Here is a 25,427-nt window from a genome sequence, read left to right on the forward strand (position 1 = left end):
AACCCGTCAGTACAAAAACACATCGGCAACCGACCCCGGCATCGTCATCTGGATATGGTGCGAAGCCGACATCAGCGCATGATCGACGAACATGCCGGCCTCCAAGCTGCGCCACAGGGCGCCCAGTGCGACGACTGCTGCCAAGAACGCGGCCGTAACCAGCGCGAACTCGACCGTTCCCTGACCGCGTTCGTCAAACGCGTCCGCACGGATCGCAGCGCCGGCACGGCGTCCTACAGCCCGTTGATGCCCTCGGCGATGGCATCCCACAGCTCTTGCAGCTTCGGACGGAACACGGTGATCGCGATGATGGCGATCACCACCAGAACCCCGACGAGGATGGCGTACTCCGTCGTGCCCTGCCCATCCTCTCGAGCAAGCACCCGCCGAACCCGGCACGTCGCCTTCGCCATCCATCTCCAGTACGTCTCCATGTGCGAACCTCCTCATTCCTACATTCCTTCCATCAGTTCGAGCAGCACCGGCCCCAGCACGAGCAGCAGCATGGCCGGCAGGATGAGCGTGCCCGTGGGCACCATCATCTTCACCGGAGCCTTCGCCACCCGCTCCTCAACCTGCGCCCGATGCACCGCGCGCGCCTCCGCCGCAGCCGATTCGAGCCCCTCGGCCAGCGACGAGCCGAAGCGCAGCGAGCGCACCATGCTCTCCACGACGCGCGCGAACAGCGGCGAGTCGTACGAGGCCGCCAGGTCGCGCAACGCGTCTTCGCGATTCGTCAAGCCCAGCGACCAGGCATGCTGGGCGCCGACGCACGCACGCGCCAAGTCCGAATCGAAGTGAGACCCGTACAGCGCGAACCCGCGGTCGAACGAAAGCCCGCTGCGAAGACCGAGCGCCACCACCTCGAGCATCTCCGAGAGGTCGCTTTCCAAGCCGTCGGCGCGCTCGCGCTGCGCCCGCTTGACGGCTCGCGGCATCGCCGCCGCGCCGCCCGCAACCCCTGCGACGGCGCCGAGTACGGCAAGCTCCGTGGAGAGCACCGAGCCGACGAGCGCGCCCGCCAGCCCTCCGGCGCATGCGAGCCTCATCGAGGCCTCGCAGAACCCTTCCGGGGACACGGCCTGCTCCAAGCCCGCCCGCTTCGCCCGCGCGCAGAACCACGCTCGCGCCCGCGAAAGCCGCAGCCGACGGGAAAGCGCCTCGGTCGCTCCGAGGGCGATCCGCTGGCTGAGCGCCGTCGCGTACCGCACGAGCCGCGAGCCCGCGTCGAAACCCTCCTGCGCGTCGCGCACGTCGGCGGCTTTGCGCAGCCGCTCGCGTCGCGCCGTCGCGTCGCGCCTCCGAAGAAGCGTTGAGCCCGCCAGCCCTCCGGCGATCCCGGCGGCGGCCACGGCCGCAGCCATCAGGAAAGGCGCCTGCACGGCCTCCATCAGCCCACCTCCACGGCCAGCATGCGGCGCACCGCCACGATGCCGGCGGCCTGCATGCCCAGCGCGATCGCCAGCAGCGCCATGCCCATCGGGCTGGCGAAGAACGGATCCAGAAAACCTTCGCTCACCAGCGAGAACACCGCTATCAGCACGAAGGGCAGGACGCTCACCACGCGCGCCGACAGCTTCGCCTGCGCCGTTTGCACGCGCAGCGCGCGTCGCAGCTCGATCTCGCTCTGAACCGTGTCGCGAGCCGCGTCCAGCACCTGCTTCATGCTGCCGCCCGCCTGATGCTGCACGTCCAGCGCCACCGCGACGAACGCCAGCTCGGCCACCGACGAGCCCCTGCGCAGCACCTCCAAGGCGCGCCCGGCGCCCTCCCCTGTTTCCAGCTGGTGGGCCGCGCGGGCGAACAGCGTGCCCAGCGGGCCTTGCACCTCGCTTGCCACCTGCTGGAACGTTTGCAGCAGCGACAAGCCTGCCTGGAAGCACACGGCCATGGAGCGCAGGGCGTCGGGGATGCCCTCGCGCAGGGCGTCGCGGCGCTTGTCCTGCACCGTGCGCAGCCACACGACCGCGCAAGCGCACGCGCACACGGCTACGGCGATGCCGCACACGACCGAGCCTGCCGCTGCGCCCGCGCACATCCCCGCCCCGACCATCGCCGCAATCCATACCGACAAGAGCGATTCCTCGGTCGTCATCAACCCGCGCGCATCGACCACGCCGACAGCCTCGCGCATGAGCGCCGCGAGCGCGCGATTGCCCAGCAGGGCACGCGTCACCGGCCGCGTCCAGCCGACCCCGTTGCGCAGCAGCCAGGCGACGCGCGACGATCCGACGTCCCCCTCGCCGACCAGGGAGGCCGTCCGACGCCGAGCGCGACCCGCCACCGACGCGCTTGCCGCCGCGCCGCATCCGAACGCGGCGAGCACGCCTACGCCGCCAAGCACGACGTGCGCTTCCATCGCTCCACCTCCTCTCTCTCGGCAACGCCGATGTCCGCCACCTCGTCGATCCAAGCCGGAAGGGCCACCCAGCGTCCCACACGCTCAGCCAGCCCCCGCATGAACAGCGGGCGCACCTTGCAGCAGCGCTTTCCTCCGTCGTACACGAGCTCGGCCACGTCCGACACGAACCGCGACCCGTCCAGCGCGCGAGCCGTCTGCACCACCACCTCGAAGGCGCTTGCCACGTTCGACTCGATGACGTCAACCGGCAGATCCACCGCGTAGCGCACCATCGTCGCGAGGCGCGACACCACGTCGGCGGGCGAGTTCGCGTGTAGCGTGGTCAGCGACCCGTCGTGGCCGGTGTTCATGGCCTGCAGCATGTCCAGCGCCTCGGCGCCGCGGCATTCGCCCACCACGATGCGGTCGGGGCGCATGCGCAGCGCGTTGATCACGAGGTCGCGGATGGTCACCTCGCCCGTGCCCTCCGCGTTGCGGGGACGCGCCTCCAGGCGCACGACGTGCGGATGCTCCAAGAACCTCAGCTCGGCCGAATCCTCGATGGTGATGATGCGCTCCGAGGGCGGCAGCTCGCACGACAGCGCGTTGAGCAGCGTGGTCTTGCCGCTTCCCGTGCCGCCCGACACCGCGATGCTCTTGCGAGCGCGCACCGCCCACACCAGAAACGTCCGCATCGCCTCGTCGAACGACCCCGTGGCCACCATGTCGTCCAACGTCATGACCCGCTTCGCGAACTTGCGCACGGTCATCACCGGCCCGTCCAGCGCAAGCGGCGGGATGATCACGTGCACGCGGTGCCCTTCGGGAAGCCGCGCGTTCACCATGGGCGACGCCTCGTCGATGCGGCGCCCCAACGGCCCCAGCACGCGATCGATGAGCGCGCGCAGCTGGCCTTCGTCGGCGAACCGCTGCTCGCTGCGATGCAGCCGGCCGTCGCGCTCGAAGAACACGTCGGAAGGGCCGTTCACCATGATCTCGGTGACCGAATCGTCGGCCAGCAGCGATTCGAGCGGCCCGAACCCGAACACCATGTCGATGAGCCCGTCGGTCAGCCGCTGCTGCTCGCGCTGGGAGACGCCCGCCCAGGAAGCGTCCTCGAACGCCTGGCGGCACGCGCTTTTCAACTCGTTGCGGGCGCGGCTGGGCTGTTCGGCCATGATGGCGGCGATATCGTCCGTGGACACGAACCGCTGGATGTGCTCCTTGAGCCGTTCCAGCGCGTTGTCGTCCGCACTCGCGGCGAGCGTCGGCACGTCGTCGATGTCGCGCACGCGGCTCATCAGAGACATGGGGCCTCCTTCCGGCGACGGCGCGGCTTCTTGCCGACGGGCAAGCGGAAACCGGGTCCCCGAGAGGCGCCTTCCTCGGGCGGGGCTGCCGCGCGCCTATCGCCCGGCAGCACGCCCGACAGCACGCGCTCGAGGCTCGCGCACAAATCGTTCCTCGACGCCAGCAGATCGAACGGAAGCCCCGCGCCCAGCAGCTCCTCCACCTCGCCGCCGCCGTCCTTGAGCTCGAACACGTGAGCCCCGCGCAGCGAGCATGACACGTCGATGGACGTGAACAGGGCGTTCTTGGAGCATCGGTTGACGGCGTACAGGAAAGGGCCGGTCGCGATGCCGCACCGCGCACACAGGTCGAGCGCATGCTGGCAGGCGCGCAGCGACGACGGCCGCTGATCGATCAGGAACAGCGCCTTCGAGCTGCGCTCCAGCAGCAGGGCATGCTGCTCGGCCCAGGCGGCTCCCGTGTTCGCCACCACAACGTCGAACCGGGCCGTCAGCTGGTCGAGCAGCTGGGGCGCCCGCTCCACCACCGCTTCGCTGTCTTCGAGATGGCGCGGCGCGGCCAGCAGCGCCGGCATCCGACCGTCCGACCGCAGCTGATCGAGGCGCGACGGCACCGCCAGCACGTCATCGACGGCCAACGGGTTCTGCACGCCCATGAGCGCCGGGGCGTCGCCGAACTGCAGGTCGAAATCCAGCAGCAAGGTGTTGTAGCCCATCCTCTGCGCGATGAGCGCCGACAGCACGGACACCGTGCTCTTGCCCGCGCCGCCGCTTCCGCTGACCACTGGGAAAAGGAACCCGGCCCGCGCGCCCGGGCGGCGCTCGTCGCACCGCGCCGGCTGGGGCGCGGTCGCCGGAGCAACCGAGACGGGCATCGCCGCCGGCATCGGCGCTTGCCGCGGGGCTGCGGGCGCCGCCATGGGCCATGGGCAGGCGAAGGCCTGCTTGCGACGCGCGTAGCGCTCGGCCAAGGCTTGGCGCGTGAGCGAGGCGTCGATGCCCGTGGCGCTCATGCGGCTCTTCAGCGAACCCGTGTCTTCGAACGACAGCATGCACACACAACGGTCGCTGCGGTCGCGCTTGAGCGTGGCCGCCAGGTTGATGGGAGCGACGTCGTCGCTCGACGCCACCCACACCTCGTCAACCAGGCGATCCGTGCGCAGGAACCTGCGCGCCTCCTCTGCCGAGGAGAAAATGCGCAGCCAGTCCTGTGCAGCCAGGTTCTCTCCCGCCAACCCTATAGACTCCGGATGCTGCAAACTCGTCGTATCGGCGCACAGCGCCACCAAAGATCCGCTCATCGCTCTCCCTCGCTTCCCGGCAACGTGAAGTACAGCTCCGTCTTCTGCGCCGCCGCGACGATCTCCTGCACCGACTCGGGCGCGACGGCCACAGTGATCCACGACACCTTCGCGTCGGTTGTCGACTCCTGCGCGCTTGCGCTGGTCGCCAGCACCAGCACGCCGCTCGCCAGCACATCGGTCGACGTGCCGCCGGTGGCGTAAACGTCCACCCGCGAGCCGGCCGCCACGGCGCCGCCCACCGCTTGCACGTCCTTCGCCGGCACGCTGAGCGCCGTCAGGCCCTCGGGCACGTCCAGGCGGCTGCCCGCATCGCGGAAGCGGCGCTCCGACAGCACCTCGCCCGCAAGGATCGTCGACGACGCCTTCTTGCCCACCACGTCGTCGGACGATCGGAATGCTTCCGCGGGCAGCAAGTCGGCCACCCACAACCGCGTCTCCACCGCGCTCGCGTCCACCGACTCCCCCGCTGCGATGTCGCGCTTAGCCACGCACACTTCCAGCTGCTCGCCCCCGTAGCGCGCCAGAGCTTCCGCGCGCGCCGCGTCGGCCTCTCCCCGCACGCCCTGGGCGTAGGCGAACACGCATGCCGCGCATGCCAGCCCGCAGGCAATGCCGATGATGGTTGTTCTGCTCCGTTTCATTTCGTCCTCTCCGCCGTTTTCCCTCCTTTCAGTATGACCAGCTCATCTCACGTTTTCATGGCACAGTTCACCATGAAAAGCCGCTTGGACCTTACCCGTTTGCGACGTCGTTCCAACGCCGATTACACATTTCGCACCTCCGTTTCCAACGCGAATTCCACGCGCCGCACCGCAAAATCCCACGCCGCTCCAACGTGCGGCAGATTAGATGCGGCTTTCCTGGGGATTCGTTGCGCGAACGCGCCTTCTATGCGAGAATAGGTGCTCGCCGCAAGGCGACGAAAACCGGGCGATTGGCGCAGCGGGAGCGCAGGTCCCTTACAAGGACAAGGTCGGGGGTTCAAATCCCTCATCGCCCACCACGGGATACGAAGAGACCCGTCGGATGCTCCGGCGGGCCTCTTTTTCATTGTCGACGACGACTACTGAAAGCAAAACTCGGACGAACCAATGTTTCACGTGAAACATCCGAGGCGGGACGCGCGCACGCGCATTCGGCGCCCTACCTACTTCTTCCCACCCTTCGGGGCCCAGTCCTTCATGCCGGGCACGGCGCCGCCGGCCACCTCCCATAGATAGAGGCTGGCCACCGAGCCGTAAGGCGTGTAGCGGCGGCGGTACTTCGCGAACAGATCGGGCGTGATGCGCCGGTGGTGGTGCACCATGCGCAAGCCGCGATGGATGGCCAGATCGCCCCAGCTCAGAATATTGGGTCGCTGCATCGAGAACGTCATGAGCATCTCGGCCGTCCACACGCCGATACCCGGCAGCGCCGACAGCGTGCGGCACACCTCGTCATCGGATAGCTCGGCCAGCCCCTCGAGGTCCACCTCGCCGGACAGCACGCGCGCGGCCGCCCCCTTGATGTAGCCCACCTTGCGAAACGAGATGCCCACCTGCTGCAGCTCGTCGTCGGAGCACGCCGCCATCGCCTCGGGCGTCACTTCGCCGAACCGCTCCAGCATGCGGTTCCAAATGGTGGTCTGCGCCTTCGTCGCTATCTGCTGACCCACGATGCAGTTCACGAGTGCAGCGAACAAGTCGGGGTGCACCTCGCGCTCGATGCGTCCGATAACCGCCATCGCCTCGCCCAGCCTCGGATCGCGCGCCGCAAGGTACGCGACCTCCGCTTCGCCGTATTCGAAGTAGCGCGGTTCCCGCTCCATGCCGTCCCCTTCCGTCGTTCGACCCAGTATAGCGAAGACGCAGAGGCCTCACAGGGAACGTTGTCGCCCGAAAAACGCGGAATCGCGCTCGAAAACGAGGCTTTCGGGCGACAACGCCAACGAATGTCAGGAGCTGACGCTGTCAGGTGCCCGACATAAGGCCAGGTCGCGAAGATCCCAACGCGAAAGACCCGGCCGAGGGAGGGGCCGGGTCTTCGATGGCCCCGAAACGGAAAGGGAGGGAGGGGATTCCGTCTCGGGCGGGTATGCTTGTTCGTTGCTTCTTAGCGCTCGCGGAGCTCGTGGCAGGTGCCGCATTCGAAGGTTCCGCGGTGGTGGCACTGGGCGCAGTACTTCATCGCGTCCTTGGCCTGGTCCTTCGAGTGGTTGTTGTGGCAGCTCGTGCACGTCGCCGGGTTGGCGTCGTGCTTCTCGTTCGAGGGGACGTCGTGGGGGTTCACCGTGGTGCCCTTGTCGTCGGTGAGCGCCGTGGAGTCCGCGGTCTTGGCGGCCATCTCCTCCATCGTGCCGTGGCACGAGATGCAGGTCTCGGGGTCCACCGTGACCACGGTCGCCTTGGTGGCGGCCTTGTCGCCGAACTTCACGTCGGCGTGCTCGGTCGAGAGCACGGCCTCGTCGGTGTGGCACTGGACGCAGGTCACGCCCTCGGCCTCGTGGGCCGAGGCCTGCGGGCAGGACGCGTCAGTCGCCGACGCGGCCTCGACGGTGTGGCACATCGAGCAGTCGGAGTCCATCGTCCAGTTCACCGGCTGGCCGTCCATGGCCGAAGAGCCGCCGTTCCCGTCCTTCTGCTCGGACGCCGCCGGAGCCGAGGGCTCCGCCTTCGGCGCGCAGCCCGCGAGCGTCCACATCGCGGCCGTGAGCGCGAGGACGACGCCGAGGACGGCGAGCACGACGAGGCGCCGGTCGGCGGTGTGTGCTTGCACGGTCATGCGCTTCTCCTATCAGTCGTATTGCAGTTCGGAAGGCGGTTTCCCGCCAGATGCGCCCGCCGAGGGAGCGGCGGGCGCGGGGGTTGAGTCGCATCCGGCGCCGCTGGGGAGCGCAGCGCCGAACCGATCAGCGAAGGGAGGATGCTACTTGGCGTCCCAAGGCTCGAGACCCGCGGCGTGACGGGCGGAAATGCGGCCCCACACCTGGTTCTCGGCGTTGTTGCCGCCGGTGATGCCGTAGCTGTGGCTCTGGAAGTTGCCGAAGCAGCCCGCCGCGTACAGACGCGGGATGGGGTTCTCGGCGGGATCCAGCACCTGGCCGTGCTCGTTCTTCATCGGGCCGCCCAAGGTGGAGCAGGAGCCGGGGTAGATGGAGATGGCGTAGTACGGGCCGTCGTCCAGCTTCTCGAGCGTCTTCTCGGAGCGGTCGAAACGCGCGTCCTTCTTTGCCTCGCAGAATGCCTGGTACTCGTCGAACGTGGCTTTCAAGGCGTCGACGTCCATCCAGTGGTCGAACTCCTTAATCTTCTTGCCAAGCTCCTCGATGGTGTCGCCCTTGAGGATCCAGCCCTTCTCCAGCTCGGCCTTGTTGTCCTGGCTCCAGCCGTTCCATGCGCGGATCTCGTCGGGCAGGTCGCTGGCGAAGTTGCCGCACTCGAAGAAATCGCCCTGGCTGGTGGACAGCTTGCCGGCGTCGAAGCAGGTCTGGTCGAAGATGCCCCACGACGGGATGCGGTCGAAGTCGTCGATGGAGTCGTCGAACGACAGCAGCGTGTGCCAGCCGTTGTGCGGCGAGCCCATGTTGTTCTCGTTGACGTAGCGCTTGCCCAGACGGTTCACATTGAAGTAGCTGTTGGCGGGCATGAAGTACAGGATGGAGAAGTCGTTCTCAGGATCGCGCGTCCACATGGAGTACATGGAGATCGCCATGTCCATGTGCCACAGCTTCGCTCCCACATCCTCGACCATCTTGATGCCGTCGCCCGTGTTGAACTGCCAACCCTCGAACTTGAAGGGGTAGCACTTGAGGTAGGCGTTCTTGAGATCCTCGTTGAACTCGAAGCCGCCCGTGGTCATGATGACGCCCTTGCGAGCCTTGACCGTCTTCTCCTCGGAGCCGATCATCGTGTACGCGCCGACGATCTCCTTGGTCTCGGGGTTCTGGATGAGACGCTCGTCGTGGCAGTCGAACAGAACCTGCACGCCCAGCTTCTCGCGCTGCGCGTCGAGCTCGCGGAACGACAGCATGCCGAAGCCGTCGACGGAGGACAGCTTGCAGGAGCCCTCGTAGGCGTTGTCGTCCAGGAAGTAGTACTCGGGGATGGCGCCGGCCAGCGCGACCTCGGACACCTCGTAGGTCATGCCGTACTTGTCGGCGTACTCGGTGTTGCGAACGCACTCGTTGACCCAGGCGTCGATCATCGGCTCGGGGGTCTTGCCGTGCGTGAACGCCTTGATGTACTTCTTGAAGCGCTCTTTGTCGCTTTCCTCGACGATGGTCCACTCGCCGTTGTTGATGCGGCTGTTGCCGCCGCCCTCGACGGGAGCCTTCTCCAGCACGATGACTTCCTGGCCGCACTCGTCGGCGCCGATGAGCGACGCCCACATGCCCGCGCCGCCGTAGCCGATGACCAAGAGGTCGCACTCGTAGTCCCAGCTCTTCGGCAGCCAATCGCCCGAAGCCGCGCCCGTCGAACCCGACGCGCAGCCGGCCAGCGCGGCGGAACCCGCCACGGCTGCGGCAGCGACGCCCGCGCCCTTCAGGAACGAACGACGGGAAACTCCGCCTTCCATGCCTTTGCTCATAGTGTTCCTTCCTCCTACTTGAATGAACGAACCGATTCCCGCACCCGCGCAGCTATCGAGCTCGCGAGCATCGAACATCGGCCCCTGCCTCTCTCCCAGCAGAGATGCCCCTCCTTGGAAGCATCCGTTCTTGCCTTTCGAACCTTACGCTCGGCACGTTTCCGGCACATCTGATGGGCGGTCGGATTTTTCGCAGGACATCTGACGTTGAATAGGATTTTCCAGATCAGACCCCTATCGGATGCTCCATCCGATTTGATCGACGTATGAAATTGCGTATGATGCTACTTATGAGTTTTGTTGCAAACGGGAGGGAGCCGCGTCGCTCGGCGCGGCCCGTGGCATGAACGCTGGGGAGAGATGCACATGCAATACGGAACCAAGGGCGAAGGCCGGGACGGCGCTACCGGCGGCCTTCCGAACGGAGGAGAGGGCGGCCAGGCGGCGGAGGCGGCCGCGGAAACGACCTCCGCGGAACGCGACTCGCGCACGCTCGACTACCTGATAACCGTCATAGGGTTCGGCTTGTGCCGCGCATGGATCGTGTTCTGCCTGGGCGCGCCGCTCATCGCAGGCGCAGCATCATCCTTCACCTGGGCCTACCTCTTGTTCGGCGCGCTCAGCGCGCTGACCGTGTCGTTCGTTGCAAATCGAAGCGGCAAGCGCGAGGGCGTCGTGCGCGTCGCGCTGTTCCGCGCAACTCCGGTAGCCCTTGCCGCAAGCGGCATCATCATCCCCGTGGCGCTAGCCCTGAACAGCGAGGCGCTCATGATCGTCGGGTTCGTAGCCGGCGGCTTGGGAGCGGGGCCCTTGCAGGTGCTGTGGGGCGACCGCTTCGCCCGCCACGCCACGTTGTTCGCCGCCGTCGCTTCCCCCGCGGCGGCCATCGTCACCGCGCTCGTCGCCGGCATGTCGAACGATCATACGAGCTTCATCGGCTTCGCGGTGATACCCCTGTTATCGTTCGGCTTGCTGCTGTTCGAAGCGAACCGCACCGGCCTGTCGTGGAGCGACCTCACGCAGAAGCCCAAAGAGGAACTCGCGGTCGAGAACGCGAATGCCGACAACCCCTCGGCCCGCTCGACGTCTCAGAGGGACGCCGAGGAAGAACCGGGTGCGAAGTTCGGCGTGGGCAAGCTCATGTTCTCTATCATGACGTTCTCGTTCCTGTGCCGCTTGTTCGATGCCATACCCGCCTACGACGACCCGTTCGCGTTCGTCGGCGGAAGCGCAATATTCGGACTCATCGTAGTGGGCGTGGTGTTCCTCGTCATCGTGGCGAAGCTGCGCGAGCGCTTCAACGCCGCACTCACCTACCGGCTGTCGTTGCCCATCATGGTGGCGGGATTCGTCGCCATTGCGCTGTTCTTCGACACGCACGCCGCCATGTCCATCCTGCTGATCAACGCGGGTTACGAGTTCTTCGACATCCTCACCTGGGTGCTGTTCGTAGACGTATCGCGTCGACGCAACGAGAACGCGCTGCATATCTTCGGGTTGGGCGTGGCCTTCATGTTCGCGGGAATGGGAGCGGGAACCATGGCGGGCAGGGCGTGCGACGCGATGATCGCCAGCGGGGACATGCAGATCTCCGCCGTGGCCATGTTGGCCACGCTGTGCCTTGTGGTGGTGGCGTTCATGGTATTGCCCGAGGGCGTGGTGGCGCAGCTGTCGCAAACCATGCGCACAAGCCGCAAGGAAAAGGACGTCGAAGAAGCACCCGCCGTCGCGGTTGTCGATGCGGGCGCGGGGCGGCTCGAGCAGCACTGCGCGAGCGTGGCGAGAGATTACGGCCTGACGCCGCGCGAGAGCGAGGTCATCGTGCTTCTGGCGTACGGTCGCACCCTGTCCATCATCGCCCGCGACTTGCAGATTGCAAAGGGTACCGCCCGCACGCACATCGAGAACATCTACCGCAAGCTCGACGTGCATAAGCAGCAAGAGCTGATCGATCTGGTTGAGACGTACGAATAGGCGAGGGCGACGCCGCCCTCGCCCGGCGGGAACCCGCTACTCTTCCTCCCCCGCGGCCGCGTCCGCTTCGGCCTGCTTCCTGCGCTCTTCGCGCTCGCGATCGAGCTCCTCGAGCACTTCCTTCGGCGACTTCGGACGCGGCAGCTCGTGGGAGATCGCCTCGGCCAGCGCCTCCTCGTCGGCGCCTTCGATGACGATGCTTTTGATCGCGTCGCCCACCCCCAGCTCCTGCACCGTATCGATACCTTCGATCACCTGGCCGAACACGGTGAACTTCTCGTCGAACTCAGGCTGCTCGGACAGCGAGAAGTAGAACTGGCAGCTACCCGAGTTCGGCTCGGACTTGTGCGCCATGCAGAGGCTTCCCAGCACGTGCTTGTTGTTCGGGTTGGTCTCCCACTCGTCCACGATGGTGTAGCGCGCGTCGCCTGTGCCGGGATGGATGCCGCGGATCATGCCGCGCGCCGCCGCGTCCACCTGCGCAGGCCCCAGCGTGCGCGTGGTGGGACAGCCGCCCAGCACCACGGAGCCCGGCTTGTGCGCGTGGAACTTCAACTTGTCGTAAAACCCGCGTGCGGCGAGCTCGATGAAGTTGCCCGCGGTCACGGGCGCGTCCTTGCCGGCCAGTTGTACGCGGATCGTGCCGCGCGACGTCTCGATGACGGCAACCTCGTTGCCGTTGGGAATATAGTACGGGGTGTATACGGGCAGAACGATGCGTCCCATGAAATGCCTCCTTGTGTATGTCGAACCTTGTGCGTCTCCCATGATACCCGCGCCCCGATTCCTTGCATCAGATGGAGCATCGTATTTTGCCGAAGAGCGAGGCGGGAACGACCCCGACTGCGCATCTACACAAAAAGGAGTATCATCGTGAGGTTGTTGGAGAAGAGAGGAACCGCTATGCCGTCGATCGTTCGCGTCGCGTATTTCAGCCCCACGCATACCACCAAAACCGTCGCGGAAGAGGTGGCCGGCGCGCTGGCTGCGCCGCTTGGCGCTTCCGTCGAGATCGTCGATCTCACGTTGCCGGGGCATCGTCCGGCCGACGTCTCGTGCGGCGCCGACGACGTGCTGGTGTTCGGCTTCCCGGTGTACGCCGGGCGCGTGCCCGTGCTGCTGCGCGACGAGTTCGCACACCTGATCGGCCAAGATACGCCCGCCGTGATCGTGGGGCTGTACGGCAACCGCGACTTCGACGACGCGCTGCTGGAAGCCGCCGACCTGCTGGGCGAGCGCGGGTTCGACGTGGTGGCGGCGGGCGCGTTCATCGGCGAGCACTCGCTGACGGCCCGCGTGGGAAGCGGCCGCCCCGACGACGCGGACGTTGCCGCAGCGCAGCGCTTCGGCCGAGAGCTGGGCGAGCGCCTGGCGCGCGGAAGCCGCCTGCCCCAACCCGCCATCAAGGGAAACCGCCCCTACAAAGAGCTCAAGCCCGGCGCCGACGTGCGCCCCATCACCACCGACGCGTGCACGAGCTGCGGCATCTGCGCGGCGCGCTGCCCGCTCGGCATCATCGACGAAGACGATCCCGCGCTCATCGGCGAGGGTTGCCTCCACTGCTGCGCCTGCGTGAAAAGCTGCCCCGAAGACGCGAAATACTTCTCGAGCGAATCCACCGACGCGGTGATAGCCATGCTGGAATCGAAATGCCTCGAGCGGAAGGAGCCGGAGCTGTTCTGGTAGGGCGCGCCGCGCTAGTCCAGCAGCGCTTCGCCCAGTACCGAGTCGAAGCGCACCGACGTGCCGTCGGCGTAGGCCACGTTCCACACGCGATAGTCGAGATGCTCGGGCACGCTGCCGCCATCGATCGCGCATCCTTCGCCCGACGTAACGGCCTCGTCTTTCCCGCGATCGTCTGCCTCCACGTCTTTCACGCTCGCCACGGCATCGCCTTCCTCGGCGTCCGCCGCGCGCTCCTCGGCGGCGATGTCCGAGGGATCGACGCCCTGGTGCAGCGCGGCCTCCGCTTCGGCCACGGCTTCGGCAAGCTCGCTGTCCGTGGGCGCATCGCGCTTCGACTGCGAGCCCTGCAGCTCGTCGGTCCACCCCTCGCCCGTCGCAAGGTCCACCTCTTCGGAATACCGGTCGACTTCCTGCGTTTCGGGACGATGCGCCGCCTCGTACTGCTGCAACTCCAAGTAGTCTGCGCGGTGGGCGTCGGCTACCTGCGCCTCGATGCTCGCGCACGCGGGAATGCGGATGGCGGCGATGGCATCCGCGCCGAACGCACCCCCCGCAAGCAGCTGGCGCGCACGGGCGACGAAGCCGGCAGCCTCGGGCGGGATGGAGGAATCCTTCATGCGGATGGCGATGACCGGCCCCGCGCCGAACTTCACCTCGGCCCAGGCGAACGGCACCGGCTGCTCGCCGTTGTTCTGTCTGGCATCGTTCTCGCGCGCCACCAGGGCAGACGTCTCGGCGAACTCCTCGTCGAGCCACGTAGCCAGCGCGTCGCGCCACAGCGGGTCGTCGTCGGCCTCGGCGGTGACCGCGTCGTCGCCCAGGTCGAACCGCAGCACGTTCGCGCGCTGCGAGCCCTTCGCGGCGCGCACCACCTCGGTGGGAGCGACGGCCGTGAAGCGGCGCGCCATCTCGACGCTGTCGCCGCCCTGGTAGCTGTCCTCGTCGAGGACGATATGCAACTGCACGGGAGGATGGATGGATGCGGGCATGGAGGTTCCTTTCGACGCAAGCCGAGCGTCGGCGCGCCCGAGGCGGCCGAAGCGCTTCGGCGGAATGTTCAGTATCCGCGCATTGTCGCCCATACCGTCGTGCGAGCACCGCGCAACGCGCGCGCGTTGCGCAACCGTTGCGACCCTTTCATTGAAGGGAAAGCAACGGCGCAAACCCCTTCAGGACGCTGAAAAAGCCGCCGCCCAGGGAGGGAGGGGGCGACGGCTTCGGGGATGCAGGCGCCGCGGGATGGCGGCGCCTGCGAGAGGTATGCTTAGATGTCGAGGCTGGGGATCTTGGCCTCGGCGTCGCCGCCGGCGGCGTTGATGCCGGCGATGCGGCCGAAGGTCACGCAGCGGCCGTGGCCGATGCCCGGCACGTACGTGGGATAGTCGCCCGCGCCGAAGAACTCGCCGGCAGCCGAGCCGCACACGTACAAGCCCTCGATCGGCTGGTCCTCGGCGTCGAGCACCTGGCAGTCGAGGTTCTGGCGAAGGCCGCCGCACATGGTGAGCAGGCTGGCCACCAGCTTGCCGGCGTAGAACGGCGGGTCCTGCACCTTGCCCATGACCTCGGGACGCTTGCCGAAGTCGAGGTCCTTGCCCAGATCGCACAGCTCGTTGTAGCGAGCGACCGTGGCTTCGAGGTTCTCGGGCGGCACGCCCATCTTCTGCGCGAGCTCTTTCAGCGAGTCGGCCTTCACGGTCTGACCCTTCTCGATCTCGCCTTCGAGCACGATCTGCTGAGCCTCCAGGTTGTACTCGCCGCCCACGGGCTGCGTGAGCTGACCCCACTGCAAGCCGCCGCCGAGGCCGGCGTCCATCTGCGCCTTCACCTGCTCCAAGCCGTGCGAGTCGTAGATGGTCCAGGCGTCCTTCTGCGTCTGCAGCGCCTTCGTGACGCTCTTCGACTGGGTGTTCACGTCCTCGTTCTTGAAGCGCTTGCCTTCCCAGTTCACATGCAGGAAACCGTAGCTGGCCGCGCCGAAGTCGAGGTGCATGACGGCTGCGTGCGGCTCGGACTTCTGCATGGCGGCACCCGCCCAGATGGCCTGCTTGTGCATGTCGCCGGTGTCGCAGTCGGGCGGGTTGTAGAAGCGGCCGTCCATGGCGTAGGCGGTCATGGGCGAGTAGTACTGGAACATCTCGTCGTCGGCCGCGTAGTCGCCCGAGGCGATGATGACCGATTTCGCGTTGATCTGCGTGTACTCGTCCTTGCCGGTGGAAACGATGGCGCCGGTCACCGGGCCGTTGCCGTCGCGAACCAAACGCTCGCTCTTCGTGCTCCAGCGGATCTCGCCGCCCAGGTCGGCGATCGTCTCGTACAGCGCCGGCACGAGCACCGCGTTGCCGTACACGTCGCCCACGCCCGAGCCCTGGTAGAACGTGAAGTTGATGGTTTCCTCGTACTTGTCGGCCTGGTAGAAGATGTGCGTGACCGGGTACTCGGTGTAGTCGGGGCCCTTGTAGTAGCCGTCCCACAGAAGCGCTTCGAGGCCCTTCTTGGTGGCCAAGTCGTACAGCCAGTCGAAGCACGCGCCGCTTTTATGCGCGAACTCCCACAGCAGCGGCTCCTTCACGCGGCCCTGCGCCCAGTTGATCCAGCGGCGCACGACGTTGTTGTAGTTCGGCTCTTCCAGCAGGCCCTGATCCACCAGGCCCTGCTGCACCTTCGTATGGAAGCCCGCGATATGCACGCCGCGCGCGACCACCGTTTCGGGGTTCTTGTCGATGGTGATGACCTTCTTCGCGCCCTCTTCCAGCGCGGCGATGGTGGAGCAGCAGCCGCCCAGACCCGCGCCGATGACGAGCACGTCGCAGTCCTCGGTGTTCGTGATCTTGTCGGCGGGGATGGCTTCGGGCGCGATCTCCCAGCTGTGCATGCCGGCCACGTCGGGACCGGCCGAGGCGCCGCTTTCGGCGACCGGCATGCCGCCCGTGGTGCCACCCGTCGCGCCCTCCGTCGTCGCCTTTGCCGCGTCGCCACCGCTTTGCGGAGCGCATCCCGCCAGCCCGGCAACCGCCGCACCCGCGAGCGCGGTGCCGCCCAGGCCCAAGAACGCACGACGCGAAAGACCCTGCTTCTTCTCTTCCTCCATGAGTATTCCCTCCTCCGTTGCCTACCCGCGACCCCTTGTCGCCGCGTTGCCCCGACTGTACGCCCGACCTTGCAGGTCATCATCCCGTTGGCCGGGGGAACTTCGCCTCCCCCGCCCGATTTCCCCCTACCTGGGGGATGCCTTTTCGCGCAAGCGAGGCGGAAAGGGTGATGTCTGCGCGTATAATCTCTGGCGGGGAAAGCTGCCGAAACCGCCCGCCCGCGCACCGCGCGGCAGAGGCGGCCGATGCATGCAGGGGAGGATGCGGATGACACCATCGTTGCGCAAGGAGCTGTGGCGCACGCCTGATTTGCTGGGGTTCGCGGCGCACTGGACTTGGATCTGGTGCGTGTTCTGGAGCTCGCTGTTCTACGCCGAGGGGACGCTGCTCAACTCGTCGGAATCTGCCGGCGCGGCCGCAGGGCTTTCGACCATCGCGTTGGAGCCGCTGTGGGTGACCTCGCTGCTGGCGAACGTGGTGACCATCGCGTTTCTGCTGCTGCTCTCGTACTTGAGGAACCCTCTTTCCGACGTGAGATGCCTCCCCGTGCTCGCCGCTGCGCTCACCGCGCTGGGCACGTTGGCCATCTCCCATCCGTCGCTCGTGATGACGGGCGGCGGCGCCTCGACCGTCTACCTGGCCGGTTCGCTGCTCACCGGCGTGGGCAGCGGCATCGTCGTGGTGCTGTGGGCCGAGCTTTTGGCCTCGCTGGGGTCGCAGCGCACGGTGAACTACAGCGTGGCGGCGCTGCTGCTCGCAGCCGTGACGTACCTGGTCATCAGCCTGCTGCCCATCGACGCGGCGCAGATGATCGTAGCCTTGCTCCCCCTGATCAGCATGGGGTGCTTCGTCCACTTCAAGCGCAGCGTGCCGCGGCCGCCGCGCGCCATGAGAAACGTGCGCGTGCGCGCGGTGCCACCCATGCGCATGATGGTGATCGCCGTGTTCTTCGGCGTGTCGTTCGGCGTCATGAAGGGGCTTATCGCACCCGTGGGCGACGAATGGATCGGCGTGCGTGACCAGCTGAACATCATCGCCATCGCGGGCGGGGCGCTGGCCGCGTTCGTCGCGATGAGCGTGTGCAAGATGGACTTCGACCACCTGACGTACCAGATCGCGCTTCCGCTCATGGCCGCGGGGTTCCTGTTTTTGCCGATGCACGAGCCATGGAACGTCATCGGCACCGCCGTGCATCAGCTCGGCTACCAGTACTTCTACATCGTGCTGTGGGCGCTGTGGCCCGTGCTGGCTTCGCGCGGCAGCGTGCCTACAGGATGGGTGGTGGGCTGGGGGCTGCTGTGCATCCAGCTGGGCCAGTTCGTGGGATCGGTAGCCGCCGCCATCGCGCTCACGTTCGTCCAGAGCGACCTGGGGCTGGCCATGGTGTCGGCTGGGGTGATCTTCGCGATCCTGATCATCGCGCTGTTCGCCATGGGAAGCGGTTCGGCGAACACGGGCTGGGGCTTCGTGAAGCCCATGGAGGAAGCCGACGCCGCGTCCGATTTCGAGAAGGCCGGCACGCGTCTGGCCCGCCGCTGCCGCCTGTCGCCGCGCGAGATCGAGGTGTTCTTCCTGCTGGCGAAGGGCCGCAACCGCGCCTACATCCGCGAGGAGCTGGTCATCGGAGACGAGACGGTGAAGAGCCACATCAAGAGCATCTACCGCAAAGCCGACGTCCACTCGCAGCAAGAGCTGATCGATCTGCTGGAACGCGAGAGCAGCGCGGACGAGCCGAGGGGACGGGGCTGATCGACGTGGCGAAGAGGCGGTGTGACGGCTCGCCTCCGCTCCTCCTCCGCCACGTGGGCGCAAATGGGCAGCCATGACAATTTGCGCACGCTTGGAACGCGCTTCTAAGCCAGATCGCCCGCATTAGACCTGGTTGCGTCTCGAACCTTCGGCAACGTGCGATCTCGAACGATGCGAGGATTGTCATAGGGTATCGATTTGCGCCTATGCCGAAGAACCCCGGGACCCCGAAGCCCTCTTCGAGGGCGATCCGTCGTTTGCAAGGGGGTTTGGGGAGACGAACCGCGCTCGGAGGGGGCTTCGAGGCCGGAGGGGTGCGGAAAGGGCGGAACCCGGATGCTTCACTTGAAACATCCGTTCTTTTGCTGCCGATGTTTCACGTGGAACATTTTGCGGGAGGGAGGGGCTACCCCCACCCGCGGAGGCCGCCCGGGCGGGCGGCGCCCCCGCGGGCGGGCCGGGGGGCCGCGCCGCCGGTCCGAGCGGCGCGGCGAAGGGCCTAGTAGAACATGAACACGCTGAGGCCCAGGTTGTAGAAGGCCGCGCGCATGCAGACCGCGCCCGCCAGGGCGGCTACGATGGCGACCGGGGCCCAGAGCCTCCAGTTGCCGGAGCGCTTGCCGAGGAAGGCCGCCGCGAGCGGGACGATAGCGCCGACGGCGACCGCGCCGAGCCACAGCAGGGGCGCTTGCGCGCCGACCGTCGCCGCGGCGTCGGCCATGGCCCTGGTCGGGTGCGTCGGGTCGAAGTAGTAGCCGACGTCGGCGAAGGAGCCGGCGGAGAGCTGGAGGAAGATCGCGAAGGCGAGGGCGGCCAGGGCGTTCGCGGCGGCGCCTACGAGGGCGGCGAGGCCTGCGGGGGCCCCGGCGTCGGCCGCGCGCCCGGCGGGCTGGCCCCCGGCTCCCGCTGCAGCCATGATTAATTGGAACGTCGCGGGGCCGAGCACGCAGGCGTTGCCCAGGACGTAGAGGATCCACAGCACCGAGTCCCACGCGGGGCGGGCGGCCATGGTGTAGGAGTGCGCCATTACGGCGACCAGCACGACCGACAGCGCGACCGACAGCCAGGCGAGCCATGTGGGCACGCTCGCCCCGTCGTCGGACTTGCGCAGCATGACCAGGTAGGCCACGGCGACCGCGGCCAGCACGACGATGGCGATCAGCTCCTGGGTGATGCCGGAGGTCAGGTGGCCGAAGCCGTTGAAGATGCGCTCCCAGTGCTCGAGGTGGAAGAACACCGCGATCCCGCCGACGGCCAGAAGGACGGCGCTCGCGATCCAGGCCGGGACCTGCGCCTTCTTCCCGACGCCGAACGCGGCCATCAGAGCCTGCGTCCCGAACAGCCCCGCGCTCCACGCCACCAGCGTGGTGAACACGATCAAAGGCCACTGGAGCTCCATTATTCATCACCCTTCCAGTCGCGGTTGCGCAAGATGAACGCGAAGCACGGGTCGTTGCCTACGTTGGGCAGATGGTGCACGTCGGTGCCGGCGTCGAAGTCCTTCACCAGCTCGCCCAGCGTCACGCGGTTGCCCGCGTACAAGCCATCGTACGAACGGTCGGCGCTGTAGCCGACGGCCGGAGCCTCGAACGACTCGATCCCCTGCTCCAAATCGCCGAAGAAACGCGCGCGGCCGCCGCACTGGATGACGCACTGCGGCAACCCGCCCTGCCCCACGATCTGCGAGCACAGGGTGCACTTCTCCACGACGCCCTCCTCCTCGTTCAAATAGCGGACGTTGTAGGGGCAGCTCATTGCGCAGAACTGGCAGCCGATGCACTTCGCCTTGTCGATCTGCACCGTGCCGTCCTCAAGCTTGTGCGAGGCGCCCGTGGGGCACACCTTGACGCACTCGGGGTCGGCGCAATGCTGGCACTGCACGGGCAGGTAGTACATCTCAACGTCATGCGACGACGTAGCACCTTCCTTCAGAGAAGGACCGATGCGCAGCACCTTGTTCCAGTAGCTGCCGATGGGAACGTTGTTCACCGCCTTACAGGCCACCATGCAGCTCAGGCAGCCCACACACCGGTTGAGATCGGTGGCGATCGCGTACTGCGTCATAGCCTACGCCTCCTTTCGAATCTCGTAGTTCGGCAGCCATTCCTTCAGGCGCGGATCGGAGGCATCGTAGATGATCTCGGTGCCGTCCTCGGGCGCGCAGGGGATGACCTTGCCGTCGGGGCAGTTCTCGGGCGTCGCCTTGTATATCTTCACCGGCACGCCGCGCATGTGATGCGAGCTGATGAACTTGTCCTGGCCGTGCGGATCCCAGATGCATTCGATGTTCGACAGCATGCAGCCGTGCGTCGGGGCGGGCAGCTCCGGGAACCACCAGGCATGCTCGGCGTTCGCCCAGCCTTTCGCGATGCCATGGTACAAATCGACGCTCTGGCGCACCTTGCCCCACTCGGTCTCGATCCAAGCCCAATCGCCCTGCTCCAAGCCCAGTTCCGCAGCGTCGGCCGGATTCATCTCCAGACGCGGCGCAGGCCACAGCTCGCGGCACCACGGCAGCTGGCGATGCTCGGAGTGGAAGTACACGGGGATGCGGCGACCGGTGGTCAGGATGATGGGATACTCTTCCAGGTCGATCTTGCCGCCGTCGGCGGACGACGCGGGCGGCTCGTAGTTCGGCATCATCTCCTTGATGGGATCGAACTTGCCCGGCTCGAACTCGTTGGCCATGTCGATGCAGTAGGTTTCGAACGCCATAGACCAGAATTCCACGAGCGCGTTGGGCGTGGGGCAGCCGAAGTTGTTCACCGGCTGGCCCGAGTCGTCGACCGACCACGGAGCAGCCGTGCAGGCGTCTTTGCCCATGCGCATCCAACCGGTCTCGAAGCGGCGGTAGGTTCCCCAACGGTCGGGCTCGATCTCCTTCGCGTTGATCCAGCCGTTCTCCTGGAAATCCTCTTTGAAGTCCTCGAAATGCTCCCATTTGCAACCCGGATACCGCGTGTCGAAACCCGATTTCTCGTTGTGGGCCTGGAACCACTCCTCCAGGCGGTCGTCGTGGTGGTATGCGCCCGGGCCATCGCCCTTGATGCTCATCCACGTCCCGTTGGGATTACCCTGCTTCTCGAGAGCCTCGAAGATCAGGCGGTTGATGTCGTAGTCGAACTTGGTGTCCGCCGGCGGCTCGATGGCGCGCTGCGTCAAACCGATGCCGCCGGACGCGCCCTGGCTCACACGGATGTTGTTCAGCTCCGTCCAGTGCTGGCACGGCAAAATGATGTCGGCCATCTCGGTACCGGGATGATGGAACATGTTGATGTCAACCCAGAAATCCAGCTTGGACAAGGCCTCCCATGCCAGCGTCGCGTTCGACATGTTCATGAACGAGCCGGATTCGTTGATGCCGCCCTTGAGCGGATACGGATCGCCGTTGATGCATGCTTCCCAGATGCACGTGGCATCGGCCCACTCGTTGTAGTACGGCAGGATCGGGAACTTCTCGGCGCCCACCATGTTGCTGAGGATCTCGCGCCGGTCGGGGATGTTCGTCGGCTCCAGCTTGACGTCGGGCAGGTAGAACGGCGGGCACTGCGGCTCGCCCGTGATGGCCTCCATGCCCTTGAGGGTCCACTTGACCTCCTGCGGCATGTTGACGCCGGGAGCGGCGGTGGCCTGCTCGTCGACCGGCGTGCGGGTCAGGCCGCGATTGCCGGCCGGGCCGTCGAAGTTGCCGGTCATGTAGGACAGGTGCAGAACGGCGCGCACGGTCTGAGCGCAATTGCCCACCTGGTCGGGAGCGAGGTTCAGATGGATGCCGCCATTGCCGTAGGTCTGGCCCTCAGGACGCGTCGCCCACGCGAGGCACGCCTCCTCCACGAGCGCCGGATCGAGGCCCGTCTTCTCCTGGCACCACTCCGTAGTGCACTCCTTCACGGATTCCTCCAGGTAAGCCCACACGGGCTTGGCAACGTGCTTCGTGCCGTCTGCCAGCTCGATCTCGTGCGTCCCCTTCAGATCGAAGTCGATGCCGGCCTCCTCCAGCTCCCAGTAAGACAGCGGGGGAAGATAGCCTTCCTGCGACGTTCCCTTGTACACGACTTCCATCTGATCGCGCGTGGGGGCGACGTGGTTGCAGCCTTCCCATTGCGTGGCATCGGCGTCCCAATACACCAGGCCGCCCGCGCCGTCGTTGGCGTTCTTGTTCCACGCATAGAACTTGTGGGGGCTGCCGCCCTCTTTCAGGTCGCTCTCCTTCAGAAGACGGGTCTTCAGCTTCGTGCCGATGAGGTCCTCCAAAGGCGGCACTTGGACAGGCGATGACAGGTCGATGTAGCGGCCGCCCGTAGGCTCCATGTCCTCGACCACCAGAAGCGACGCATCGGTCCAACGCTTCACGAACTCCCAGTCCACCAGGTCGTGCTCGATGATGATGTGCTGCCAGCACAGCGCGAGCGCGCCGTCGGTGCCGGGCTTGAGGTTCAGCCAGTAGTCGGCCTCCTTGCCCGAGCCGGACAGGCGCGGGTCGATGCAGATGTGCACGTCGGCCTCGGCCATCTTGTCCACCAGGTTGCGGCAGCTGTCATCGTAGTTGGAGTTCTCGGGCGCGGTTCCCCACTGCACGTACACGCGCGGCCCGTCGCGCAACGCCATCCACGGGGCGCCGTCGACCGAGCTGATCCACCCCATCAGGCGGCGCGGCCCCTTGCAGATCTCGGAAGCCACATGCGCGTTCGGGGTATCGAACAACCATTTGTAGAACGCATAGGGGCCGTATACCCACTGGCGCGACGTACCCGCCATGTTGAAAATGGACTGCCCGCCGTACCGGTCGATGATCTGCTGGAACTTCTCGCCGATGGTCTGCATCGCCTCGTCCCACGTGATGCGCTGCCAGCCGGGGTCCTCGCCCTTGGGATTCGTGCGCTTCATGGGATGGTATATGCGATCGGGATGGTACGCCGCCTGGATGGACGACTGCGACTTGCCGCAGCAGTTACCGCTCGACTGGAACGACGACTGATCGCCCTCCACCTTGACGGCGCGACCGTTCTGCACGGTCACCCACACGCCGCACTCCATCTTGCCGCAGCCGCGGCAGCACGTGCGCACGCGCTTGATGTCGTCGCCGCGCGCAGCCGCGCCGGCATCCTCGGCCAGCGCCGCGTTCGGGGCGGCGGCCGTGCAGGCCACGGCAGCGCCCGTCACGGCAGCCAGCTTCGTGAACGCACGGCGCGTCAGATTGAGCTCTCCCATTCCTCCTCCTTCTCCGTCTCGTCCTTCGCGGCGGCCGCGGCTTCCGCGCCCGCTGCTTTGTTCGAGCATGCGCCGCGATGCCGTTAGGCGCATCATGCATTTCTGCAAAAAGTCGAGCGAAGCAGCCGCTGCGACATCATGCGTTTCCCATGATTTTGGAGAAACCCCTGATAAACAAAGCATGACTTCAAAAATCAACATAGCGGGCCACGCAAGCCGGAAGGATCGAGCACGCTATAATGAGCCGCAGGGGATCGAGATCTTGAGGGGGAATTCTCGTGACGCACATGCCGAAACCGCTGACAACCGCTCGGGATCGATTGCGGGAAACGTCGCCGCGAAGCCTTCTGAACCTGCGCATGGTCGGCTTCGCCTTGGCGCGCGCCTGGGTGTACCTCATGTTCCTGGGCACCGCCACTAGCTCCATCACCTGGAACGGCGAACCGCTGCCCGGAGGAGCGTATCTGGGGTCGACGCTCGTGCTATGCGCCACCTTGTTCGCGAGCGCGATCTTCCATCGGCGCTTCGCGACGCTTGTCAATCGCCGCGCCTTCCGGTTCCTCGGACCGGCCCTCACCACCGTCGGCACGCTTGCACTCGCCTACGCGACGCTGCCAGATGCTCCGTCGATCGAGCTATGCGCGCTGGGCTCGATCTTGACCGGTGCCGGATCGGGATTGATCGATCTGGGGTACGGCGAGCTGTACCGCAACGTCGATCCTCGTCGCACTTCGTTCGAAACGCCGCTCGCCTTCCTCATCGCGGCGGCCCTCTTCCCCGCCGTGCTCGCCTTGCCGCCCGTTGGAGCATGCGTGATCTGTGCGCTGCTGCCCGCGATTTCCGGTTGGATCCTGTTCGTGAAGCTGAAAACGTGGTCGTCGAAAATCGAACCCGTCGTGCAGCCTTTCGAGATCCACTTAGGCAAGTTCTCCTGGAAGATCGGCATATGCGCATGCCTCATCGGCATGGCCGACGGCGTAGTGCGCGCGGTTTTCATCACCGCGAACGCCGCGACCGTGGACACCTTCTACCGTTTCCCCTTGCTGTGGTCGAGCCTGCTTACCATCGCCATCATCTACGGCTGCGTGCTGTTCTCCAGCAAGACGGGCCTGCGCCCCGTGTACCGCTCCGTGATGCTGGTCATGGCCGTGTTCTTCATGCTTCTGCCCGTGTTCACCGGTTTCTCCGAAATCGAGAGCACCATCGCGTTGGCGGGTTACGGCACGTTCAACGTGCTTATCTGGATACTCCTTGCCGACATCTCGTTCACGTACCGGCTTTCGGGCATCATGGTGTTCGGCATCGGCTGGGGCATGGTGACGCTCGGCGTGCTGCTGGGCTCGTCGTTGGGACAGTTCGTGTGCACGTTCGCGCCGTTCTCGCCGCAAAGCCTCAGCCTGATCGCGCTCATGGCCACGCTGGCCATCCTCATCTCGTACATGTTCGTGTTCAACGAGAACGACCTCATCGCGCTGGCGAAGGGCGACGAGGATAAGGACGTAGCCGAACCGAAACGCCAGCGTTTTCAAGATCGCTGCAAAGACGTGGCCGGCGAGTACGGCCTATCGCCGAAGGAAACCGAGATCATGATCCTGTTCGCGAAGGGCCGCTCGAGCACCCGCATCCAAGAGGAGCTCTATCTGTCGCGCGGCACGGTGACCACGCACCTGCGCCACATCTACCAGAAGATGGACGTTCATGGCAAGCAGGAGTTCCTCGACGTGATCGAAGGACGCGAATAGCTTACGCACCGGAAAGCGTGATCGCAACTTGCAACCCTCATTCTGCCCGCATCCGGATGCGGGCAGAATGAGACAAGGGGACGGGGCTGATGTCTCATTTCCCTAACTTCGTGACTCACAAGCGATCGCGAAGCAGGAATCGCACCCACTTCTGCAACTTTTTCGACTTCATGGCAAGCAGGACGAAGCGCCACCAGGGATTTCTACGCGCCTCGCTGTCGCCTTCCACTTGCGCGCTTCCTTGCTGCCGCAAAAACACCTGATGGGGGAACCGACTTCAGGAGCACGTTTGCCACGAAGTCGAAAAAGTTGCAGAAAGGGCATCGAATCCTGTTTTTAGATAGGGATATCGTGAGACGAAGAGGCCGCCAGCCCTCCTCGAGGGCGATCCGTCGTTTGCAAGGGGGTTTGGGGAGACGAACCGCGCTCGAGGAGGGCTGGCGACGTCTGCAGAA

At 66.0% G+C, this 25,427-nt stretch carries 20 protein-coding genes and 1 tRNA gene; 5 read left to right on the top strand and 16 right to left on the bottom strand.

Features of this window, described 5'->3' with window-relative positions; genetic code table 11:
- Positions 1-6 precede the first annotated feature (6 nt).
- The 7 genes from GT590_RS03825 to cpaB form a co-directional block, all read right to left on the bottom strand.
- On the bottom strand, positions 7-144 hold the full coding sequence (locus GT590_RS03825; RefSeq protein WP_021410851.1) for a hypothetical protein: 138 nt from the start codon (positions 142-144) through the stop codon (positions 7-9).
- An 89-nt stretch (positions 145-233) separates the two neighbouring features.
- Positions 234-434: a Flp family type IVb pilin gene (locus GT590_RS03830; RefSeq protein WP_009306152.1), complete on the bottom strand. Its 201-nt coding sequence runs from the start codon at positions 432-434 to the stop codon at positions 234-236.
- 18 nt (positions 435-452) lie between these two features.
- A complete protein-coding gene (locus GT590_RS03835; protein WP_139912575.1) occupies positions 453-1,391 on the bottom strand; it encodes a type II secretion system F family protein in 939 nt (312 codons plus the stop codon).
- Entirely contained in the window at positions 1,391-2,359 is a 969-nt protein-coding gene (locus tag GT590_RS03840; RefSeq protein WP_009608040.1) for a type II secretion system F family protein, read from the bottom strand. Before GT590_RS03840 ends, GT590_RS03835 begins: the two co-directional genes overlap by 1 nt.
- Positions 2,329-3,651, bottom strand: coding sequence for a CpaF family protein (locus GT590_RS03845; protein WP_114533736.1), 1,323 nt, complete (start codon positions 3,649-3,651; stop codon positions 2,329-2,331). Before GT590_RS03845 ends, GT590_RS03840 begins: the two co-directional genes overlap by 31 nt.
- Complete coding sequence (locus GT590_RS03850) at positions 3,642-4,952, bottom strand: P-loop NTPase (protein WP_009306148.1); 1,311 nt, start codon at positions 4,950-4,952, stop codon at positions 3,642-3,644. Before GT590_RS03850 ends, GT590_RS03845 begins: the two co-directional genes overlap by 10 nt.
- Positions 4,949-5,596 (bottom strand): Flp pilus assembly protein CpaB, encoded by a 648-nt coding sequence (gene cpaB / locus GT590_RS03855; RefSeq protein ID WP_009608013.1) that lies wholly within the window; start codon positions 5,594-5,596, stop codon positions 4,949-4,951. Before cpaB ends, GT590_RS03850 begins: the two co-directional genes overlap by 4 nt.
- 287 nt (positions 5,597-5,883) lie before the next feature.
- Here cpaB and GT590_RS03860 point away from each other — a divergent pair.
- A tRNA-Val gene (locus GT590_RS03860) sits at positions 5,884-5,958 on the top strand.
- A 144-nt stretch (positions 5,959-6,102) separates the two neighbouring features.
- Here the strand turns inward: GT590_RS03860 and GT590_RS03865 are convergent.
- The 3 genes from GT590_RS03865 to GT590_RS03875 all read right to left on the bottom strand — a co-directional run bounded on the left by GT590_RS03865 (position 6,103) and on the right by GT590_RS03875 (position 9,521).
- On the bottom strand, positions 6,103-6,762 hold the full coding sequence (locus tag GT590_RS03865) for a DNA-3-methyladenine glycosylase (RefSeq protein ID WP_161170912.1): 660 nt from the start codon (positions 6,760-6,762) through the stop codon (positions 6,103-6,105).
- A 284-nt stretch (positions 6,763-7,046) separates the two neighbouring features.
- On the bottom strand, positions 7,047-7,715 hold the full coding sequence (locus GT590_RS03870; protein WP_139912573.1) for a cytochrome c3 family protein: 669 nt from the start codon (positions 7,713-7,715) through the stop codon (positions 7,047-7,049).
- Positions 7,716-7,859: 144 nt separating this feature from the next.
- Entirely contained in the window at positions 7,860-9,521 is a 1,662-nt protein-coding gene (locus tag GT590_RS03875) for an FAD-binding protein (protein ID WP_009306143.1), read from the bottom strand.
- Between the two features lie 366 nt (positions 9,522-9,887).
- On the opposite strand from GT590_RS03875, the gene GT590_RS03880 reads away from it, so the two are divergent.
- Entirely contained in the window at positions 9,888-11,495 is a 1,608-nt protein-coding gene (locus GT590_RS03880) for a LuxR C-terminal-related transcriptional regulator (RefSeq protein ID WP_114550310.1), read from the top strand.
- 36 nt (positions 11,496-11,531) lie between these two features.
- On the opposite strand, the gene GT590_RS03885 is transcribed toward GT590_RS03880, so the two are convergent.
- Positions 11,532-12,221 (bottom strand): peptidylprolyl isomerase, encoded by a 690-nt coding sequence (locus tag GT590_RS03885; RefSeq protein WP_114519841.1) that lies wholly within the window; start codon positions 12,219-12,221, stop codon positions 11,532-11,534.
- A 177-nt stretch (positions 12,222-12,398) separates the two neighbouring features.
- On the opposite strand from GT590_RS03885, the gene GT590_RS03890 reads away from it, so the two are divergent.
- Positions 12,399-13,181: a 4Fe-4S ferredoxin gene (locus GT590_RS03890; RefSeq protein WP_114533730.1), complete on the top strand. Its 783-nt coding sequence runs from the start codon at positions 12,399-12,401 to the stop codon at positions 13,179-13,181.
- A gap of 11 nt (positions 13,182-13,192) precedes the next feature.
- Here the strand turns inward: GT590_RS03890 and GT590_RS03895 are convergent, their stop codons facing one another.
- Together GT590_RS03895 and GT590_RS03900 are read right to left on the bottom strand one after the other, a co-directional pair.
- Positions 13,193-14,170, bottom strand: a complete 978-nt coding sequence (locus tag GT590_RS03895) for a hypothetical protein (protein ID WP_114551869.1) — start codon at positions 14,168-14,170, stop codon at positions 13,193-13,195.
- A 275-nt stretch (positions 14,171-14,445) separates the two neighbouring features.
- Positions 14,446-16,269: an FAD-binding protein gene (locus GT590_RS03900; RefSeq protein ID WP_161170913.1), complete on the bottom strand. Its 1,824-nt coding sequence runs from the start codon at positions 16,267-16,269 to the stop codon at positions 14,446-14,448.
- 268 nt (positions 16,270-16,537) lie between these two features.
- Between GT590_RS03900 and GT590_RS03905 the strand changes: the two genes are divergently transcribed.
- A complete protein-coding gene (locus GT590_RS03905) occupies positions 16,538-18,019 on the top strand; it encodes a helix-turn-helix transcriptional regulator (RefSeq protein ID WP_161170914.1) in 1,482 nt (493 codons plus the stop codon).
- Between the two features lie 499 nt (positions 18,020-18,518).
- Here GT590_RS03905 and GT590_RS03910 read toward each other — a convergent pair whose 3' ends face one another.
- From GT590_RS03910 to GT590_RS03920, 3 genes are read right to left on the bottom strand one after another with little or no spacing between them, the layout of a single operon-like run.
- Positions 18,519-19,418, bottom strand: coding sequence for a DmsC/YnfH family molybdoenzyme membrane anchor subunit (locus GT590_RS03910; RefSeq protein ID WP_161170915.1), 900 nt, complete (start codon positions 19,416-19,418; stop codon positions 18,519-18,521).
- On the bottom strand, positions 19,418-20,083 hold the full coding sequence (locus GT590_RS03915; RefSeq protein ID WP_021409700.1) for a 4Fe-4S dicluster domain-containing protein: 666 nt from the start codon (positions 20,081-20,083) through the stop codon (positions 19,418-19,420). The genes GT590_RS03910 and GT590_RS03915 overlap by 1 nt, the downstream gene beginning before the upstream one ends.
- Before the next feature lie 3 nt (positions 20,084-20,086).
- A complete protein-coding gene (locus GT590_RS03920; RefSeq protein ID WP_161170916.1) occupies positions 20,087-23,230 on the bottom strand; it encodes a molybdopterin-dependent oxidoreductase in 3,144 nt (1,047 codons plus the stop codon).
- 359 nt (positions 23,231-23,589) lie between these two features.
- Here GT590_RS03920 and GT590_RS03925 point away from each other — a divergent pair, with 359 nt between their 5' ends.
- Positions 23,590-24,972 (top strand): LuxR C-terminal-related transcriptional regulator, encoded by a 1,383-nt coding sequence (locus tag GT590_RS03925; protein WP_229117019.1) that lies wholly within the window; start codon positions 23,590-23,592, stop codon positions 24,970-24,972.
- Positions 24,973-25,427 lie beyond the last annotated feature (455 nt).

Origin of the sequence: Eggerthella sp. BIOML-A1 (assembly GCF_009875595.1) — a bacterium.
GTDB lineage: Bacteria > Actinomycetota > Coriobacteriia > Coriobacteriales > Eggerthellaceae > Eggerthella > Eggerthella lenta.